Source organism: Robbsia sp. KACC 23696, assembly GCF_039852015.1.
In the GTDB taxonomy this organism is placed as follows: domain Bacteria; phylum Pseudomonadota; class Gammaproteobacteria; order Burkholderiales; family Burkholderiaceae; genus Robbsia.
Genome location: NZ_CP156626.1, coordinates 2,934,372 through 2,954,044 on the forward strand (window position 1 = coordinate 2,934,372; position 19,673 = coordinate 2,954,044).

The 19,673-nt window shown below is 62.6% G+C and carries 14 protein-coding genes and 2 pseudogenes; 10 read left to right on the forward strand and 6 right to left on the reverse strand.

Annotation, left to right across the window (positions count from 1 at the left end):
- Window positions 1–60: 60 nt before the first annotated feature.
- The 3 genes from ABEG21_RS12290 (at window position 61) to ABEG21_RS12300 (ending at window position 4,269) form a co-directional block, all read left to right on the forward strand.
- A complete protein-coding gene (locus ABEG21_RS12290; protein WP_347554867.1) occupies window positions 61–1,071 on the forward strand; it encodes a hypothetical protein in 1,011 nt (336 codons plus the stop codon).
- 546 nt (window positions 1,072–1,617) lie between these two features.
- Window positions 1,618–3,672 carry an FUSC family protein gene (locus ABEG21_RS12295; RefSeq protein WP_347554868.1) on the forward strand — a complete coding sequence of 685 codons (2,055 nt, stop codon included), beginning with the start codon at window positions 1,618–1,620 and terminating at the stop codon, window positions 3,670–3,672.
- 72 nt (window positions 3,673–3,744) lie between these two features.
- Window positions 3,745–4,269 (forward strand): GNAT family N-acetyltransferase, encoded by a 525-nt coding sequence (locus ABEG21_RS12300; protein ID WP_347554869.1) that lies wholly within the window; start codon window positions 3,745–3,747, stop codon window positions 4,267–4,269.
- 110 nt (window positions 4,270–4,379) lie between these two features.
- On the opposite strand, the gene ABEG21_RS12305 is transcribed toward ABEG21_RS12300, so the two are convergent.
- The gene (locus tag ABEG21_RS12305) at window positions 4,380–5,807 is read right to left on the reverse strand and encodes a gluconate:H+ symporter (protein ID WP_347554870.1); all 1,428 of its coding nucleotides are present in this window, start codon (window positions 5,805–5,807) and stop codon (window positions 4,380–4,382) included.
- A 553-nt stretch (window positions 5,808–6,360) separates the two neighbouring features.
- Here ABEG21_RS12305 and ABEG21_RS12310 point away from each other — a divergent pair.
- The 5 genes and pseudogenes from ABEG21_RS12310 (at window position 6,361) to ABEG21_RS12330 (ending at window position 11,938) form a co-directional block, all read left to right on the forward strand.
- A complete protein-coding gene (locus ABEG21_RS12310; RefSeq protein ID WP_347554871.1) occupies window positions 6,361–8,394 on the forward strand; it encodes a response regulator in 2,034 nt (677 codons plus the stop codon).
- Window positions 8,395–8,602: 208 nt separating this feature from the next.
- A complete protein-coding gene (locus ABEG21_RS12315) occupies window positions 8,603–9,484 on the forward strand; it encodes an NAD(P)-dependent oxidoreductase (protein WP_347554872.1) in 882 nt (293 codons plus the stop codon).
- Between the two features lie 167 nt (window positions 9,485–9,651).
- A complete protein-coding gene (copD, locus tag ABEG21_RS12320) occupies window positions 9,652–10,662 on the forward strand; it encodes a copper homeostasis membrane protein CopD (RefSeq protein WP_347554873.1) in 1,011 nt (336 codons plus the stop codon).
- A gap of 147 nt (window positions 10,663–10,809) precedes the next feature.
- A pseudogene (locus tag ABEG21_RS12325) lies at window positions 10,810–11,121 on the forward strand (DUF2288 domain-containing protein); the annotation flags it as partial.
- Window positions 11,122–11,227: 106 nt separating this feature from the next.
- Complete coding sequence (locus ABEG21_RS12330) at window positions 11,228–11,938, forward strand: 16S rRNA pseudouridine(516) synthase (RefSeq protein WP_347556763.1); 711 nt, start codon at window positions 11,228–11,230, stop codon at window positions 11,936–11,938.
- Between the two features lie 32 nt (window positions 11,939–11,970).
- On the opposite strand, the gene ABEG21_RS12335 is transcribed toward ABEG21_RS12330, so the two are convergent.
- Entirely contained in the window at window positions 11,971–13,056 is a 1,086-nt protein-coding gene (locus ABEG21_RS12335) for an SDR family NAD(P)-dependent oxidoreductase (RefSeq protein ID WP_347554874.1), read from the reverse strand.
- A gap of 97 nt (window positions 13,057–13,153) precedes the next feature.
- Here ABEG21_RS12335 and ABEG21_RS12340 point away from each other — a divergent pair, with 97 nt between their 5' ends.
- Both ABEG21_RS12340 and ABEG21_RS12345 read left to right on the forward strand, forming a co-directional pair.
- Complete coding sequence (locus ABEG21_RS12340) at window positions 13,154–14,185, forward strand: CDP-6-deoxy-delta-3,4-glucoseen reductase (RefSeq protein WP_347554875.1); 1,032 nt, start codon at window positions 13,154–13,156, stop codon at window positions 14,183–14,185.
- A 285-nt stretch (window positions 14,186–14,470) separates the two neighbouring features.
- The gene (locus ABEG21_RS12345; RefSeq protein ID WP_347554876.1) at window positions 14,471–15,664 is read left to right on the forward strand and encodes an acetylornithine transaminase; all 1,194 of its coding nucleotides are present in this window, start codon (window positions 14,471–14,473) and stop codon (window positions 15,662–15,664) included.
- A 172-nt stretch (window positions 15,665–15,836) separates the two neighbouring features.
- Here ABEG21_RS12345 and ABEG21_RS12350 read toward each other — a convergent pair whose 3' ends face one another.
- The 4 genes and pseudogenes from ABEG21_RS12350 to ABEG21_RS12365 all read right to left on the reverse strand — a co-directional run bounded on the left by ABEG21_RS12350 (window position 15,837) and on the right by ABEG21_RS12365 (window position 19,612).
- Entirely contained in the window at window positions 15,837–16,553 is a 717-nt protein-coding gene (locus ABEG21_RS12350) for an ABC transporter ATP-binding protein (RefSeq protein ID WP_347554877.1), read from the reverse strand.
- Window positions 16,553–17,329, reverse strand: coding sequence for an ABC transporter ATP-binding protein (locus ABEG21_RS12355; RefSeq protein WP_347554878.1), 777 nt, complete (start codon window positions 17,327–17,329; stop codon window positions 16,553–16,555). The genes ABEG21_RS12350 and ABEG21_RS12355 overlap by 1 nt, the downstream gene beginning before the upstream one ends.
- 30 nt (window positions 17,330–17,359) lie before the next feature.
- Window positions 17,360–18,430: pseudogene (locus ABEG21_RS12360) on the reverse strand (ABC transporter ATP-binding protein); the annotation flags it as partial.
- A 231-nt stretch (window positions 18,431–18,661) separates the two neighbouring features.
- Window positions 18,662–19,612, reverse strand: a complete 951-nt coding sequence (locus tag ABEG21_RS12365) for a branched-chain amino acid ABC transporter permease (RefSeq protein ID WP_347554879.1) — start codon at window positions 19,610–19,612, stop codon at window positions 18,662–18,664.
- Window positions 19,613–19,673: the final 61 nt, after the last annotated feature.

Consider the following 19,673-nt stretch of genomic DNA (forward strand, 5'->3'; position numbering starts at 1 on the left):
CTCTCACCGTGGAACCTGCCGCGACGGAGAGGCCATTCCCATCGCTAGAATTATAGAAACATGACGGATCAATCACAATATCAGCCACCTGAAGCTTCCGATCAAAACGCCGCCGTTCCGGGTCGCAACTGGCAACTTTTTTCTCAACGGCTGTCCCTGGCCAATGCTCTCGTGGCGGTGGCCATGCTGGCCATATTTCGTTCGAAAAGTCAGTGGTTTCTCGTCCCTGGCACCCTCAGTATTGGAATGGTCTGCGGTGCATTCCTCGTTCGAGCGGTGCCGACCGTTTTAAAAATCAAGACAAGTTTCGTAGGAGGAGCATTTTTTCTTCTCTTTAATGCCACTTTCACCATATTCGGACTCGTCCTCGCGAAAGGTTTCATTTCCGATGCACTGCGCCTACCGCCTGAGGATTTCCCTATTACCACCACCATTTTGGTTTTTTGGGGCGTCATTGGAATCTGGATGGTGTTGGGCGGGGGCTTCTTGGCAACCGTCGGTTTTTTTTTGCCGCTCCCTTCTTTTGTTTCACAGATCGCAAGGTCCGTGGCTGTATTTTTTGAATCGGAGGATGGCCGTCGATCCTCGAGCCTAGCTGTCAAAGCTCGGAGGACTGCCTCATGGGCTGATCGCTTGGGATACGGATTGTTCGGTGCTTTTTTTACCGCTGTCGCCTTATCACTTGGAGGGGCTTGGCTATTGCAACTAGCGACCCCGTCCGTGATCAGGATCTTGGCCTTCGCCGCCGACTACGAAAACGCCCCCGATTATCCTGGCGTGGGGAACGATCGAATCCGCTTGCACAACAATGGCATCGTGTCCGTAGCGACCTGTTCGGATTGGAACGTCGCGATCCAAGTGAAGGCCTACAAGCCACCAGAGGGCGTCCCTCCGTTTCCCACACCGCTCGTGAAGAAACAGTCGGCCCAACCAACCCAGGCGGAGCCAATACAAACGGCAGCCCCCTTGCCAGCCCCGAGCGACTTTATCGAGCAATGCCGGGCAAAAGACAGCATTTGGACCTTCGCCCACTTTTTCGCATGGGTGGATCGGCTGGTTTCGCATGGTTGAATCGGCTGTGATAGCATCCGTGAGCCAGTTTTTTCATTCGAACCCTGGCTCACTTCGCGGCAACCTGTTGAATCGGTGTGACATTTTCAGAGAGTGGTATGTCCTCCCTGATTCGCCACCAGTATCATCAAAAGGCCGCAATCTCTCACGAGATTGCGGCCTTTTGCTTTGGTCCGCACGACGCACGACAAGACTCCACACCAACCACGCAACAATCGATGACGCCCCGATGTGACGCGCCCGCCAGCATCAAATCCGAAAGCCCGTCGTAAGTAGCGCCTCGGACCTTCTCGCGCTACGCCGCTACAATGGGACGTGCCCTCACCCAATACGCGTGCGCCGCTTCTCCGGATGACGCACGCCTGCCGCATGATCTGGTCCCTGACGTCCCGGCTCACTCGAAGGCCCGATCCTTCCGTTTCACCTCCGCACCCTACGACGTCGCGGTCACCGCGCGTCACGCCCCCTCCGCCAACGCCACCATCGCCACCATCGAAGGCGGGACCCGATCGCGCGCCGCCGCTCCTGCTGATCAATCGCAGTACCTTGTGGTTTGCGCTCCGCACCACCACCGCATCGATGCTGGCGCTGTATATCGCCTTCCTGATGCAGCTCGACGAGCCGAAGTGGGCCGCGATGACGGTATGGATCGTCGCACAGGGCGCACGCGGCATGAGCCTGTCGAAGGGCCGCAATCGCATCCTCGGTACGCTGACCGGCGCCATCGTCGCACTGGGTTTGATCGCGTTTTTTGCACAAACCGAAATCCTGCTGATGGCGGCCCTCGCGCTATGGGTCGGCGTCTGTACCGGGCTAGCGACGGCATTGCGCAACTTTCGTTCATACGGCGCCGTCCTGGCCGGGTACACGGCGGCGATCGTCGCCATGGCGGCGCTGCCGTCACCCGGCCAGGCCTTCGATATCGCGACGGCTCGTGTCATCTACATCGTGCTGGGCATCATCGTCGAAGGCCTGATGTCGGCCGTCTTTTCGATCGACGATCCGGGTCCCGCCATTCGAACCCGCTACCTCACCTATCTGAAACAAGCCGCCGAGGTATGCGGGCGCGCGTTGAAGGCCGAACCGAACGCGACGGCCCTGCATCGCTTGATCGCCGATCTGAGCGAGCGCGACACCGTGTTGGAATATGCGGCTGCGGCATCCGCCGAAGTGCGTGCACAGGCAAGGCAATATCGGCGCGGCGACGCCGCCGTACTGCAGATGCTGGCCGCAACGCAATCGATTCGCGAGCAACGCGACGATCCGCGCTATGACGCCGATGTCGATCCGCTGATCGAAACGTCCGCGGCCCTCCTTTTGAGATTGGCGAATACCGGCAGCCGTCCCGAAAACGAGATGGCCGAAGATGATCGACTGCTCACCCGCTTGCGCACCGAGACCGATGCGCGACTGCAAGCAGAAGCATTGCACCCCGACGGCAGTTCAAGCCCGCAGCGGCTGGTCATGCTCGACCGCCTGATGCTGCTGCTGTCTGCGCTGGCCGAAGCCCGTGATGCGCTTTCCGGCAACACGCCACCCGGCAGGCAAGCCGCACTGACCTCCTGGCGCGAAACGCTGCAAGGCTTCGCATTTCATGTCGATACGGCCAAGGTCTGGCAGAACGGCATTCGCGCATTCGTCGCCGTCTTGGCGGCCGCGCTGATCTGGTGGGGCACGGCCTGGCAGAACGGCGGCGGCTTTGTCGCAATCACCGCTGTCGTTTGCGGCCTGTTTGCAACGCGCCCCAATCCGGTGAAAGGCAGCATCGGCTTTCTCACCGGCACGCTCTGGGCGTTCGTTGCAGCGTTAATCTGCAACGCTTTCTTTATCCCCGCCATTTCGGGGTTCGAGATGTTATGCGTCGTGCTGGGGCCCTTCTTGCTCCTGGTAGGTGTAGCCATGCGCACGCCGCAATGGGCCGCGATCGCCACCGGCTTTTCGATTTTCTTCCTCGATTTCATCGGCCCCGATAACACGCACCGGACCGCCGATGTGACCTTCCTGAACGCCGCAATGAGCACGGCAAGCGGCATCGCCTTCAGCGCCTTGGTGTTCGGCGTGCTGTCGTTCGCCTTCTTGCAACGCCCGCAACGCATACGCGAACGCCTCGATCGCGCCATGTTTCGCGATCTGAGGCGCATCGTCCGCGGCCATGCAATCGCCACTGGCAGCTATCCCGGCGGGCCGCCGCATCCACGCGTATGGCTGAGCCGAACGGCCGACCGGATGCGTGCGATCGGCGCAGGCGGCAAGGCGCTGAGCGACCAAGACAAGGAACAGGCGATTCGCCGCTTGCTGGCCAGCTGGCTACTCGGCAGTACCGTCATGACGATCCGTTTGCTGACGTCGCGCGTACCGCGCGCGCGACGTCCCGTGGAAGCCGCACTTAGCCATCTGGGGCGCAGTCCGGTATCACGCCAGGTCAGAATCTGTCTGCTCGCCGCCGCACGACTGCAACGCCAGGCCGCCAGCGTCGGCAGCACCGACGTCGCGATGCAAGCTTCGCTATTGCACCTCTCCGTCTTGCTGTTATCGATCGGCGATGTCGTGCAGGCACATCCCGATATCCTGTCCGGGATGTCCTCGCGGATGGCGCGCTGAACGAAAGACCGATGCGAACGAGACAGGTCGCCGCCCCTTTCCAGCGGCGATATCACACAAGATCGTGTGAAAATGCCCCTTCGTCGTTTCACGCAGGACACCGCCATGCAGCCCGCCTTTACGATTACGCCGGTACGTAACGATGCCGATCTGACCGCCAGCATCGCGCTGATTCGCGCCTATGTCGCGTCGCTCGATATCGATTTGTCTTTCCAATCGATCGATGCGGAGATGGCGGCGCTACCGGGAAAATATGCGCCGCCGGCAGGTGAGCTGTGGCTCGCGCGCCATGTAACCGACGGTATGCCGCTCGCATGCGTCTGTTTGCGCCCGCTGCCCGGTCCGCCGGATTCGGGGCTGTGCGAAGTGAAGCGGCTATACGTCGTAACGGCGGCGCGAGGAATGGGTCTGGGGAAAGCAATGGTGGCCACGGCCGTCGACCATGCGCGCAAACTCGGATATCGCGAGATGCGGCTCGATACGCTGACCACGATGACCGCGGCGCAACGCATTTATCGAGATGCCGGATTCATCGATATCCCGGCATATTATGAGACGCCGGTCGAGAACACTTGCTTCATGGCCAAGCGGCTCTGAAGCAAGTCGCACGATTCAGGACCGATGCCGGCCCTGGAGAAACGTTCTGAGATCAAACGCCATCAGCGCGACGCGCGTGGGCGCCTTTTCTCGATCAGGTCAATTCTCGATCAGGTCAATATTTGCCACATGACGAGGACCATGACGATACCCACCACGGAGACGATCGTCTGCAGCAGCGACCACACCCAGATCGTCTCCTTCAATTTCAAACCGAAGAATTCGCGCACCATCCAAAAACCGGCATCGTTCACGTGGCAGAAAAACACGGAGCCGGCACCGATCGACAGCGCCATCAACGCACCGTGCGTCGCCGGCATCGCAGCCGCCAGCGGCGCAACGATACCGGCAGTCGTCGTGGTCGCCACGGTTGCGGAACCGGTGGCCTGACGCAGGCAGATGGCGATCAGATAAGCCAGCAGCACCAGCGGCAGATGCGAGCCGGTGGCGATCTTGCCAACCGTATCGCTGATGCCGGCCAGCACGAGCGTCTGCTTCAAGCCGCCGCCGGCGCCGATGGTCAGCAATAGAATGCAGATCGGCGGCAGGCTGCGGCGCAGAATGTTGCCGACTTCATTCTTGCCGCGGCCGGTCGCCCATCCGAAACCGATGATGGCGACGATAACGGTAAGACTGAGCGCGATGATCGGTTCGCCGAGGAATTCCAGCGCCTGCGTCAACGGCGAGGTAGGCGGCAGCAGCAGTCGCGCGATCGTACGGCCGAGCATCAAGATCACCGGCAACAAAATCGTGATCAAGGAAATGCCGAAGCTGGGACGACGATAGTGCGCCGCATCCGGTGCCGGGGTTGCCGCGTGTTCACTGTCGAACGAGGCGCCGATGGCCTCGACACCGGCATCCGCTTCGCCGTCCTTCACGCGTTTTGCGGCGATACGCGGCGCGAGCCACATTCCGTACACGGGGCCGGCGATGATGATGGCCGGAATGGCGGCGATAAAACCCAGAAGGATCGTCATGCCCAGGTCGGCGTGCAACGCACTGACGGCAATCAGCGGACCCGGATGCGGCGGCAACAGCGCATGCAAGGTCGTCATGCCGGCCAGCGCCGGAATCGCGATGCGCAGCACCGGCTGTTTCGCGCGGCGCGCCATCACGAAAATGATCGGCACCATGACGACCAGACCGACCTCGAAGAACAACGGCAGACCGATGATCACGGCGACGCCGGCCATCATCCAGGGCAAGGTCCGTGGTGTCGAGCGGCGCAACATCGCATCGACGAGTTGGTCCGCCGCGCCCGACTCCGCCATCAACGCGCCGAGCATCGCCCCCAGCGCGATGATCACGCCCACGTCGCCGAGCAATCCGCCGGCGCCCTGACTGAAGGCCTTGGCGACCTTCTCCATCGGCAAGCCAGCCACTGCCCCGGCGACGAACGTGCCGATCAAAATAGCGAAGAACGGCGCGATGCGCAGCGCAGCGATCAACGTGACGACGGTCGCCAGCGCCAAAATACAAGCGACGATCAATTGCGTGTCGTGCGGCAACCAGGCGCTGGCCGCAAGAGCGTGGGTCATATTCGTGTCATCCGAAAAAGCCGCGCGGCCGAGCCATCGAAAGAAAATCGAAAGATTCCGGTGACCAGGAGCGCATGGTTGTCGAAACAATGAAGCCAGGAACGGCGCGTATTAAAGCACCGTTTGTCGGCGGCGACGGCGGGCTGGCCCCGCAGATCGAGGAAATCGCGGGTTAACACCTACACATCTGGTTGTATAAATGACTTTTCAGGGTTTGAATGAACGAAAAAAGCCGAAAACAAGACAAACTCGTTCTCCACGTTTATTCAGGCACGTGATGTGCTTACGTTTTCCCTTCGAACCGGCGGAACTGGCGCGAAACCGCTCTCGAAGCGCCGATTCGAGCCACGACAAACGTAAAAAGTGGAATCTGTCATACTAAAATGACTCTTTTTGCGGTGTCATCGCGACGGGCAGATGGAGCGCCGACATGCATCCCTTTGCCTCGGGGCGACGCGCATCAAGCAGGGTTAGCCGTGGCATACCGATGCGGCTTCCTCCTACGCTTTTACTGAGCCGCTCCTGTTTTTTACCTAGGCCGTACCGCACCCGCATGCCTGACCCGTCACTCGTCAACACGCCCGATACCTCGCCGCCCGCGCCCCCCATCGATGAAGCGCAGCGGCTAGACGCGCTCGATCGGCTGGCCCTCCTCGACACGGAGCCCGAAATTGCCTTCGACGATCTGGTCCAGCTGGCCGCGACGCTATGCGATGTGCCCATCGCCCTGATATCGCTAGTGGATCGCGATCGACAATGGTTCAAGGCTCGCGTCGGGCTGAACGCCACGGAGACGCATCGCGACCTGGCGTTCTGCGCGCACGCGATCCTGCATCCGGACGCGTTGATGATCGTCGAGAACGCCGCGGAGGACCCCCGTTTCTGTCACAACCCGCTGGTGACTGGCGATCCACACATTCGTTTCTATGCCGGTGCGCCGCTGCTCTCCCCTGATGGCCATGCGCTGGGCACCCTGTGCGTGATCGGACGCGAGCCGCGATCGATCGACATCGATGGGCCGCATACGCCTTTCACGGAACAACAGCAACAGGGACTCCTAGCCCTCGCCCGGCAAGCCGCCGCGCTGATCCAGCTCCGCGAACTGAGTATTAACCGCGCGCGACAGACGCTCGCGCTGCGGCGCAAGATTAGCGATGCGCTGGCCGAGGAACCGGATGCGTCGGGCGGCGTCTACTCGCGGCTTCGGCACGAGCAACGTGTCAGTGCCGTGGGGCAATTGGCCAGCGGCATCGCTCACGACTTCAACAATCTGCTGCAGACGGTCAGCACCAGCCTGCAGCTGGTGCTACGCAAGGCCGACCATCCGGAACATGTGAAACGCTGGGCAAACAGCGGAATGGTCGCCGTCGAACATGGCGCCAGCCTGGTGTCGCAGTTGTTGGCGTTTTCGCGCAGTGCCAAGGAGGACGACGATGCCGAGGCGCAACAGCCGGTGTGCTTTATCGATGCCACGATCGAACGCGTCCAGGACTTGCTGGCCCGGGTACTGGGGCCCGAGATACGACTGACGTTTGCGCTGAATGCCGGAACGGCGTGCATCGATTGTTCGCCCACGCAGATCGAGGCGGCGCTGATGAACCTCGTCATCAATGCGCGCGATGCGATGCGCAATGTCGGCGCGATCCGGGTAACGACAATGCGCACGCGCATCGACACCCCACCGCAAACGGCGTCGAACGATGCCTCCGTATCGGACGGGGCGGCGGCCTGCAGCCTCTCTGCATCCGTTTTCGAGAACGCGACGCCCGCCGCGACCGCCCCGTTTGCACCCGAGGGCGCAGCAGCGGAGCCGCCGTTGACACCGGGCGATTACGTCATGCTGGTGGTCTCGGATACCGGACCGGGCATGCCGGAGGACGTCGCCGCGCGCGCCTTCGAACCGTTCTTCACGACGAAACCGGCAAACAAGGGAACCGGACTCGGGCTGGCGCAAGTGCAGGCCGCCGCGTTGAAAGCCGGCGGAACGGCACGCATCGACACCTCGGCGCGCACCGGCACGACCATCACCTTATGGCTTCGCATCGGCGCTACCGATGATGTCGCGGCGACCGAACCGGCGCCCATCGCGGCGAGCATCGCGCCCCCGGTCGGCCGCGCGGCAAATTGCGCCGCAGCCGCGGTGTCGATGCCCGCCCTATTGCCAAGCAAGACCGATCTGGCCGGCGGAGCTACGCTGTCGCGGCCCACGGTGCTGCTGGTCGACGATCAGGATGCGTTACGTATCGCCGTCGCCGCCTTGCTCGAAGAAGCCGGCTTCCGCGTCGTCCATGCATCGAATGGCTTGACCGCGCTGCAGCGGATCGACGAAGCAGTGCCCGATATCGTCGTCAGCGATTGCGCCATGCACGGTTTCAACGGCGCCTTGCTCGGGCGCGTACTTGGCGCGACCCATCCGCGCCTGCCGGTGTTGTTCGTGACCGGACATATCGATCTCGATCTGGTACGGGCCGACCTGCCCGTCGAAGCCGTACTGCTGCGCAAACCCATCGTCGTCGACCATCTCGTCGCCCACATCGATGCGGCACTGCGCGCGCACCCTGATGGGCAACGATTCGCAGGCTTCTAAGACGTCGCGCAAACCTCGCGCGATACGGCCTGGCGCAGGAGCCGTGCGTCTGAAAATCCGTCTCCGGCGAAGTATTCGTATCGCGCCTCGCCACCCCCTTAAAACGAATAGTGCCTATCAGGCCACCGACACGCGCGTGTTTTCTTTTCGAGATAGCATGCGAACCTCGGTTCAGATCACGACAACTCTTCCCTTTCAAGGACCCATCATGCTGGATATCAACAGCGTTGGATTTATCGGTTTCGGCGCGATGGCGCAACGTATGGCCGTGCACTTGCGCGAAAAAGGCATCAAGACGGTAAAAGCCTACGCTCCCAGCCAGACGAGCGGAGAACGCGCGGGTACGCCGATGGCCGCATCGATCGCGGCGCTGGTGGCCGATGTCGATGCCGTCATCGTGTCGCTGCCGGCAGACGAACAAGTCAGCGCCGCGATGTATGGCGACGACGGTGCACTCGCCCATATGCGCGCCGGCCAATTGCTGATCAATACGACGTCGAACTCGCCGCAAGTATCGATCGACCTGTATGAAGCCGCCAAGGCGCGCGGGATCGCGGCCGTGGACGCGCCGGTCAGCGGCAGCACGCCGGAAGCCGAAGCGGCGCAACTGGTCGTCATCGCTGGCGGCGACGCGGCGGACTTTCAACGTGCGCAGCCGGTGTTGGCGATGATCGCGAAGGCCGTGCACCACATCGGCGGCCCGGGCTATGGCTCGAAGATGAAGTTGGTGATCAACGGCATCATGGGCGCCGGCATGATCGCGCTGACGGAAGCGTTCACCTATGGTCTGAAGGCCGGCATCGAGAAAGACACGCTGTTCGACGTGCTGGGCGGCATCGCTGCCGTATCGCCGCACCATGGCCGCAAGCTGAAGTCGATCCGCTCGGGTGATTTCACCTCGCAGTTCCCAAGCCGCTTGATGAGCAAGGACATGCGTCTGCTGCTCGACGAGCTGAACCGTCTGGGCGTACCGGCCGGCACCTTGGCTGCCGCCGCGCAAACGCTAGCGCTGGGCGACCTGAAGCGCCCGAATGACGACTACTCGGTGATCGGCGTGGAATTCCCGAAAATCGTCGGCATCACGCTTTAACGATTCTGAGACGGCAGTAGCGCGCAACGTAAGCGGACGCGCGCGCGGCGCCATCGGGTGTAAAGACCCCATGCGCGTCAAGGGTGTCTCGATGCCGCTTGAAAGGCGGGTGCAGTAAGATCGCGCGGATACCGTTTTTCCGCCCTTCGCCTGCCACCGTCCTCTCGATGTCCGTAGAAAGCGCGCTCGTCCTTTGCCGTTTCATCCACTTCACCGCGCTCATCGCCTGGTTCGGACGGATGCTGTACGTCTGCGTGATCGCCCGACCGGGGATCACGCCGCGCATTGCACACCGTCTGACCGCGCAGACGCGCCAGGCGACGCGCTGGCTGGGCGCTCTGACATTGCTGAGCGCCTGCGCCTGGGTGCCGGTGCAGACCGCCGAGATGAGTGGCGGCTGGGACGACGCCTGGCAACCCGACCTCTGGCTTGCCGTCCTCGACACGCCCTTCGGCACCGTCTGGCGCTGGCGTTTGCTCATCGCGCTGGCGACGCTGCTGCTGACATGGGTCGAGCCGCGTGGCGCCACGCGCTCGCTCCCGTCCGACCTGCCCCGCGACGCGTGCGCCCTCCCCGACAAGGCGGGCGCGCAACGCATCGCCTGTCTGACGCTGAGCGGCACCGGCATCCTGCTGGCCACGCTCGGATTGGAAGGCCATGCCGCGATGCTCTGCGGGTGGGCCGGCGGCTTGCAACGGGCAAATCACGCGCTCCATCTGCTATCCACGGCCGCGTGGGCCGGCATGCTGCCGATGCTGTTATGTACGTTGCCGCTGCTGGACGCCGGCGACGATCAGGCGCGGCGCACGCTGCGGCGCTTTTCCACTGCCGGCCATATCGCTGTCGCTTTGGCCGTCGCCACCGGGGTCGCCAATATCGCCTGGATACTCGGCGCCGTGCCGTGGCATGGGGCCGCTTCGAGCGCGCCGTATCGCGATGGTTTGATGTCCAAGTGCCTGCTCGTCGCCGTGATGATCGGCATCGCTTTGGTGAACCGTTATGGCATCGTCCCCGCCATGCAGCTCAGGCAGCAGACGCACCCCCACGCACGCGCGTCCGACGCCGCGCGCCTGGGCCGCTTGCAAAACGCATTCCGCGCATTGACCTGGATCGAAATCGGCGTGGCGCTGATCGTCATCGTGCTGGTGAGTCATTTCGCCACGCTCGATCCGCAATAAGGCACATGTGCGCAACGGCCTCGACGGCCGCGCGCGGGGCCGACCCGCGTTGCATCGCGCTATGTGCCGATCGAGGGTCGAATGCCCTGCCGGCGTCGGGCAGCGTACAATACCTCCGCAATCCTCTCCCCGATTTTCCGTCCTGACATCATCACCGTGCCGCCCGAGTCCTCCGAACCTTCCGAACGCTATCTGAAACTCCTTGGCGAAACCGCCCAGGTCCGATGGTCCGAATTGGCCCCGCTGCATCTTCGCGGGACCCTGCTGCATATCGCCGGCGATCTCGATCTGGTCAGCGTCGCGGAAGCCGTTGCGGGCGACGACGCGCAACAGGTCGCCGCCTGGGCAGCCAGCGGTCTGCTGCAACGGATGCCGGCTGAAACGGCCAGCGCGTATGAATCGCACGATGCCTCACTGTGGGCGGTCGTCGTGGCACCGTGGGTGCTGGTACAGAAGCGCGACGACGCCGATCGGCCCGCGTCGGATGCCGCATCGAATGCGTCCGCCGACGACACGACGCGCGGGAATGAGCAAGCGTAACAACCGCCGCGCGACGGCCGGCAGCATGGATCTCGAAACGCTGCTTTTCTCGCAAGGATTCGGCGGGCGGCGGGAATGCCGGGCGCTGATCGAACGCGGTGCGATCCGGATCGACGGCACCGTGCAATCGGATGCCGACGCGGCATTCGCGACCGCCGACCTGCAGTTCGAAGTAGACGGCCGGATCTGGCCGTTTCACGAAAAAGCCTATGTGATGCTGCACAAGCCATCCGGCGTCGAGTGTTCGCGGGATCCGCAACATCATCCGAGCGTGTTTTCGCTGCTACCTTCGCAATTGGCCACGCGGGGCCTGCAATGCGTGGGACGGCTCGACCAGGATACGACAGGGCTGTTGCTGCTTTCCGATGACGGCGCCTTCGTGCATGCGATGGCCTCGCCGCGGCGACATGTGCCCAAGCGCTATCACGCAACCGTGAAGCACGCGCTCGACGACGCGCAGTTGGAGACGTTGCGCCGTGGCGTGCTGTTGCATGGCGAAACGGTCGCAAGCGTCCCGGCCGCCGCGACGATGCGGGAGTCGCACGAACTGGCGCTGACGATCAGCGAAGGGAAATATCACCAGGTGAAACGCATGGTGGCGGCCGCCGGCAATCGCGTCGAGGCCTTGCACCGCGCCGCCATCGGCAAACTGGTGCTGCCCGACGACCTCGCGCCAGGCGAATGGCGCTGGCTCACCGAGGCCGACCTCGTCGCGTTGCGCACGACGCCCAACTGAACGAACCCGGCAACGCGCAACCGGACAGACGGTCAGGGCTGATCCTGCCGGCTAGGTGCAACGCTGGCTCCCGTCGATCCCTCCGACCGCGCCGACGTGCCGAGCGTTCGCAGCAAGGCATCGACGTCCGGATAGCGCAGACGCACCCCAAGCTCGCGATGCAAGCGCGCGTTAAGCAGCTGCCGCGACTCTCTCATAAACGACCACATCGCCGGCGACAGGCGTTCCGCCGCCGCATCGCGTGGCAGACGCGGTGGGCGCGGCAGTCCCACCGCATCGGCAACCTTGTCGAAATAGTCGCCCATTCTGAGGCGACTATCATCGCTCGCGTGATACAGCCGCTGCGACCGTCCATGCGTCAACGCCCGCACCGCGATGGCGGCGAGGTCGTCTGCCTGGATGTGATTGGTGAATACGTCGTCGCTTTCGCGCAACGCCGGCATCGCCTCGCGCAGACGCGTCACCGGCAATCGGTCGGCGGCATAGATACCCGGAATACGCAAAATCGACACCGCGAGACGACGGCCGCCCTGCCCGCTGGCGGCCTGATTTTTCGCCGTCTCGCGCCATTGCCGCTCCGCATCGACGCGACGCACCGCGCGCGCATTGCTCGGGGCCACCGGACGTGTTTCCGCGACTTCGGCACCACCGCAATCGCCGTAGACGCCGCTGGTACTCGCATACACGACGCGCAATAGTGCATATGCGCCGCGTGACGACGCCGGCGCGGTGTGCTCGGGTACAATACCCCCGAAGCGACGCCGCCCCAGGCGACGCGCCTGCCCTGCCGCCGCGGCCGACACCGCCGCGATCCAACGGCGCGTACGCGGGTCGGATGCCCCCTGCGGTGCCGGCGGTGCGAAGTACAGCACGCCGAACGCCGAGGCGGTCAACGCCGCCGCGCGCCGCAGCGAGCGTCTCGCATCGAGATCGCCGGCGATCGGCGTCACGGGTGATGGCGATTCGCGCTGATCAACATCGGGTTCGCGCCGTGCAGCATGACGCCGCACGGCGACGACCCGGTAGCGCGGGGCAAGCAGTGGTATGGTGCGCGCGGCGACATCGCCGTAACCGACGATGACGACACGCGGTCGGCGGAGCAAACGCGTAGCGATCATGTCGTCATTGTAGCGCGGGCGTGCCGAACGTCCGCTGGTGCGCAACCTCCGGATTGCGCGCCGAACGATTCCCCCTTCGACCCGATTTTATTGATCCATGAGCTTCAACGTCACGCTACGGCCGAGCGGCCGCCAATTCCAAGTCGATGCCGACGAAACCATCCTCGCCGCAGCATTGCGCCAGGGCGTCGGCCTGCCGTACGGCTGCAAGAACGGCGCATGCGGCTCGTGCAAGGGTCTGGTCGTCGAAGGCACCGTCGAGCAAGGTCCGCACTCGTCGTCGGCCCTCGGCAACGATGAAAAGACCCGCGGTCATCTGCTGGTCTGCTGCGCCCAGGCTACGTCCGATCTCGATATCCAGATTCGCGAAATCGCCGGCGTCGGCGACATGCCGGCGAAGAAGTTGCCGTGCCGCGTGGCGGAACTCGAAAAAGCCGCAGACGACGTCATGATTCTGAAGCTGCAATTGCCGGCCAATGAGCGCCTGCAATATCTGGCCGGCCAGTTCCTCGAATTCATTCTCAAGGACGGCAAGCGTCGCGCGTATTCGATCGCGACGCCGCCGCACCACGAGGGGCCGATCGAACTGCATATCCGTCACCTGCCCGGCGGTCAATTCACCGACCACGTGTTCTCGGCGATGAAGGCGCGCGATATTCTCCGCTTCGAAGGCCCGCTAGGCTCCTTCTTCCTGCGCGAAGACAGCGACAAGCCGATCGTTCTGCTGGCATCGGGCACCGGCTTTGCGCCGATCAAGGCCATCGTCGAGCACGCGATCCACAAGCAGATCACGCGTCCGATCACCTTGTACTGGGGTGCCCGCAAACGCGCCGATCTGTATCTCGAAACGTTGGCGAACGGATGGTCCGCGGCGCTGCCGAACTTCACGTTCGTCCCGGTTTTGTCGGATCCGCTGGATGCAGACGGCTGGACGGGAAGGACCGGCTTCGTGCATCATGCAGTGATCGCCGACACGCCCGACCTTTCGGGCCATCAGGTCTATGCCTGTGGCGCGCCGGTCATGGTGGAATCCGCGGTTCGCGATTTCACGGCGCAGCACGGTCTGCCGGCGGAAGAATTCTATGCGGACGCCTTCACCAGCGAAGCGGATCTCGCGAACGCGGTGTAAAGGCCGATGTGGCGAAGCAAGGTGCCGACCCGTTCGGCCTTGCTTGCAGGAAGCGGTTTCGGGCAGCGTTTCTGTCCGAATTGTCCCGATATTGCTCCAAAGCGTTTCGCCTCGTGCGTTGCGCCCAGCAGCGGGCCACCCTGGCGTCGGTCCTATCAGCCGTCGGAGTGGCCCGCTGCGCCATTGCCTTGATCGAAAACGGCACTGCGCCTCCACGCGTTCACGGTAATGCCGCAATGTCGGCTCATCATCCAGTAGTCACCGTTTTTCCCCGTGGAGCCTTTGATGAATTTCCAGGAATATCCGACCAACTCGTTGATGTACATCACGAACCGTCCCGAAATCGTGTTTACGCACGGCAAGGGCAATTGGTTATACGACAACAACGACAAGCGATATCTGGACTTCATCCAGGGTTGGGCGGTCAACTCGCTCGGACATAGCGACGACGGCATGGTCGATGCGCTGACGGAACAGTCGCGCAAGCTGATCAATCCGAGCCCGGCCTACTACAACGCGCCGATGGCGCGTCTGGCCGGCCTGTTGACGGAAAATAGCGTCTTCGACAAAGTGTTCTTCGCCAATAGCGGCGCCGAAGCGAACGAAGGCGCGATCAAGCTGGCGCGTAAGTGGGGCCAGAAAAACCGGAACGGCGCCTACGAGATCATCACCTTCGATCACAGCTTCCACGGTCGGACATTGGCAACGATGTCGGCCAGCGGCAAGCCGGGTTGGGACACGATCTTCGCGCCGCAGGTGCCGGGATTCCCGAAGGCGGACTTGAACGATATCGCATCGGTGGAGAAGCTGATCACCGACAAGACCGTCGCGGTCATGCTCGAGCCGGTTCAAGGCGAAGGCGGCGTGATTCCGGCCACGCGCGAATTCATGCAGCAACTGCGCGCGTTGACGACCAAGCACAATCTGCTGCTGATCGTCGACGAAGTGCAGACCGGTTGCGGCCGTACCGGCCAGTTGTTCGCCTATGAGTTGTCGGGTGTCGAGCCGGACATCATGACGCTGGGCAAGGGCATCGGTGGCGGCTTCCCGCTGGCCGCACTGCTGGCAAAGGAATCGGCGTCGGTGTTCGTAGCCGGCGACCAGGGCGGCACGTACAACGGCAACCCGCCGATGACGGCGGTGGGCTATGAAGTCATCAGCCGCATGGTGGCGCCGGGCTTCCTGGAAAATGTCCGCACGTGTGCCGAATACCTGCGTAGTCAGTTGCTGAAGCTGTCCGAGGAGTACGGTTTCGCCGGCGAGCGTGGCGAAGGCCTGTTGCGCGCCCTGCTACTGGGCAGCGATATCGGCCCGCAGATCGTGGAAGAAGCACGCCTGCTGACGCCGACCGGTCTGTTGATCAATGCGGCGCGCCCGAACCTGCTGCGCTTCATGCCGGCGCTGAATGTGACCACCGCCGATATCGACGACATGATCGCCCTGTTGCGTCTGGCGATCGACAAAGTCGTCAAGAAGTAAAGGTAGCCACGGCGCGTTGCGGCGCGCCGCGTAGTGCTTCTTCCGCGGGCCTGCAAAAAGCGGCGCGCGAAATAAAGAAAGGGGGATGGCCTTGCAAGGCCATCCCCCTTTCTTTTATACCCCGACGGGACCACACGGACGACCGTGTTCTCCCTTTCGGCTAGCGTACCGCTTACTCGCCCAGGTAGGCAGCGCGGACCTTCGGATCGTTCAGCATGTCCTTCGCGTCGCCGTTCATCGTGATGATGCCCGAATCCATCACGTAGCCGCGATTGGCCGCTTGCAGTGCCAGACGGGCATTCTGCTCGACCAGCAGCACCGTCAAGCCTTCCGACGAGATTTCACGCACGACTTCGAAGATCTTCTCGACCATGATCGGCGACAGGCCCATCGACGGCTCATCCAGCAGCAGCAGCTTCGGGCGACTCAACAAGGCACGCGCCATCGCCAACATCTGCTGCTCGCCGCCCGACAACGTACCGGCGTACTGCGCCTGACGCTCGCGCAGACGCGGGAAGAAGTTGAACATCCGCTCCGTGTCGCTCTTGATCGCCGCGGTGTCGCGACGCAGATAGGCCCCCATCTGCATATTTTCGAGAATCGACATCCGCGCGAAGATGCCACGGCCTTCCGGCACCATCGCCAGGCCGCGCTTCAACAGCTCGTACGGAGGGACGCCCTTGATGGACTGGCCCTGGTATTGAATGTCGCCGCCACTGATCCCTTGCAGACCGGTGATGGCCTTCATCGTCGTGGTCTTGCCGGCGCCGTTCGCACCGATCAGCGTCACCAGTTCACCCTGGTGCACCTCGAGATCCACGCCCTTGACCGCCTGGATACCGCCGTATTTCACTTCCAGGCCCTTGATACTCAACATCGCTTCGCTCATCAATGGCCCCCGGAGCCCAAATAGGCTTCAATCACTTTCGGATCCTTCTGAATGTCTTGCGGCACGCCTTCCGCGATCACTTTGCCGTAGTCCAGCACGGTGATACGGTCGCACAGCCCCATCATCAGTTTCACGTCGTGTTCGATCAACAGGATCGTACGGCCATCGGAACGGATCTTGTCGAGCAGCGCGCGCAGCTCGACCTTCTCGGTTGCGTTCATACCGGCGGCCGGTTCGTCCAGCGCCAGCAGTTTTGGATCGGTCGCCAACGCACGAGCAATTTCCAGACGGCGTTGATGGCCGTAGGACAGATTCCGCGCCGTGTAGTCCGCGTACTTCGCCACGCCGACGTATTCGAGCAGCTCCATTGCGCGTTCCTTCACTTCGCGCTCTTCCCTGCGTTCGCCCGGCGTCCGCAACACCGCGCCGATCAGACCTTGCTTGGTCCGCACATGGCGACCGGTCATCACGTTTTCCAACGCGGTCATGCCGCCGAACAGGCGGATATTCTGGAACGTCCGCGCAATGCCCGCCTTCGCCACTTCGTGCACCGTGGTCGGCTTATAGGTCGAGCCGTCCAGCACGAATTCGCCCGAGTCCGGCTCGTACAGCCCCGTTACCACATTGAAGAACGTCGTCTTGCCGGCGCCGTTCGGGCCAATCAGGCCATAGATCTGGCCTTCCATGATCGTCATGCCGACATCGGACAAAGCCTGCAGGCCGCCGAACCGCTTGTTTACGCCCTTGATGAACAGGCGCACCTTGTTATTGCTCATTTCTCATCCGCTCCGTCAGATTGCGCCAGCTCATGCGCGGATCGTCTTACTGTCCCGCTTGGCGATCTTCGCCACACGGTCTTCATGCTTCGGCGCCGGCCACAGGCCTTCCGAGCGGTACAACATGATCAGCACCATGGCGAGGCCATAGATCAGCTGACGAATCACTTCCACGTCGACGATCGTGTGGCCGAACAGGAAATGCTGCAGCGGTCCCATCGTCGAACGCAGTACTTCCGGCAACAGCGACAGCAGCACCGCGCCCAGGATCACGCCGGGGATATGGCCCATGCCGCCCAACACCACGCAAGCCAGGACGACGACCGATTCCCAATACGTGAACGATTCCGGGGAAACGAAGCCCTGGAACGCGCCGAACATCGCACCCGACATGCCACCGAACGATGCGCCCATGGCGAATGCCAGCAGCTTCACGTTACGGGTATTGATCCCCATCGCCTTCGCCGCGATTTCGTCCTCGCGGATCGCCGCCCATGCACGGCCGATACGCGAGTGCTGCAAGCGCACGCAGACGAAGATCACGAACACCGAAAATACGAGGAACAGGTAGTAATACGGGTAGACCGCGGTGAAGTGAAACCCGAAGAGGTCATGCGCCTTCGAGAAATCGACCCCGAACAGATTGACGGGCTTGACGTCGGTGATGCCCTTCGGACCGTTGGTGATATTGATCGGACGGTCCATGTTGTTCATGAAGATCCGTACGATTTCACCGAAGCCCAGCGTCACGATCGCCAGATAGTCACCCCGCAGGCGCAATGTCGGCGCACCCAGGATGATCCCGCAGATCGCGGCCACGGCCATCGACACCGGCACGATCAACCAGATCGAGAAATGCGGACCATGCGGCCATATCGCCGCAATCCAGGCGAAGTTCTGCGACAGCTGCGGCGACGAGAGGAACGCCGCCATATACGCGCCCACGGCATAAAACGCGATATAGCCGAGATCCAGCAGACCGGCAAAACCGACCACCACGTTCAAGCCGAGCGCGAGCATCACGTACAGCATCGCGAAGTCCAGCACGCGAACCCAGTAGTCGCCGCCGGCGGTACCCACCACCATCGGCAGTGCCAGCACCAGGATGGCACCGACGAGCCACTTGGCCGTTCGGCCTGGCGACGGCTTAGCCGGCGTCAGCTCGTTGGTGGTTTGAATCGGAGGAATGGAACCCATTTCGTGTCTTCCTAAACTCGTTTGCGCTTTGGCAAGAAGGTGGCAGGCGGTGCGGCATCGCCGCGGCCCTTCACCCTCCCGAACAGGGACGCTTGCTGGCGCCCCGGCCCGTCTATTTCTACACGGCGCCTGCGATCAGGCGCGGTCCGCGACCCGTTCGCCCAGCAGACCGGACGGACGGAACACCAGCACGACGATCAGCACGATGAATGCGAACACGTCCTGATAATTACTGCCGAAGACGCCGCCGGTCAGGCCACCGATATAACCGGCACCCAACTGCTCGATCAAGCCGAGCACGATGCCACCGACCATCGCACCGCCCAGATTCCCGATCCCGCCCAGCACCGCCGCGGTGAACGCCTTCATCCCTGGCAGGAAGCCCATGTAGAAGTGCACGTTGCCGTATTCGGACGCGATCATCACCCCAGCCAGCGCCGCCAGAGCGGAGCCGATCATGAACGTCGCGGAAATCACAAAGTTCGGGTTGACGCCCATCAGGCCGGCGACGTTACGGTTCTCGGAAGTCGCACGCATCGCCCGGCCGAGTCGCGTCTTGTTGACCAGCAACAGCAGACCACCCATGACCAGGAAAGCGGTGACGATGATGATGATTTCCGTTCCGGAAATCACCGCACCCGGCGTGGTGTCCGTTGCGGCAATGACATTCAACGGATCGGTCGGCAGCAACTGCGGGAACATCAACGGGTTACGGCCCCAGATCATCATCGCGACCGTTTCCAACAGGATCGACACGCCGATCGCGGTAATCAGCGGCGCCAGGCGCGGCGCACGGCGCAGCGGACGATAGGCGCCCCGCTCGATCAGGTAACCGACGACCGAACACACGACTGCCGCAATGACCAACGCGATGATCAGCGTCACCCAGCCCGGAAGATTCGGAAAGTGTGCCTGCAGGACATTGATCGCCGACAACGCGACCATCGCCCCCACCATCAGCACGTCGCCGTGCGCGAAATTGATGATGCCCAGGATCCCGTACACCATCGTATAACCCAGCGCGATGATCGCGTAGATGCTTCCCAGCACCAGCCCGTTGATGATCTGCTGGATGAAGGTATCCATTCGCTACTCCTTCCTTGTTACCGCCGCGAACGGCGGCGCCTGTCGTGCCGGTTGCCCGGCG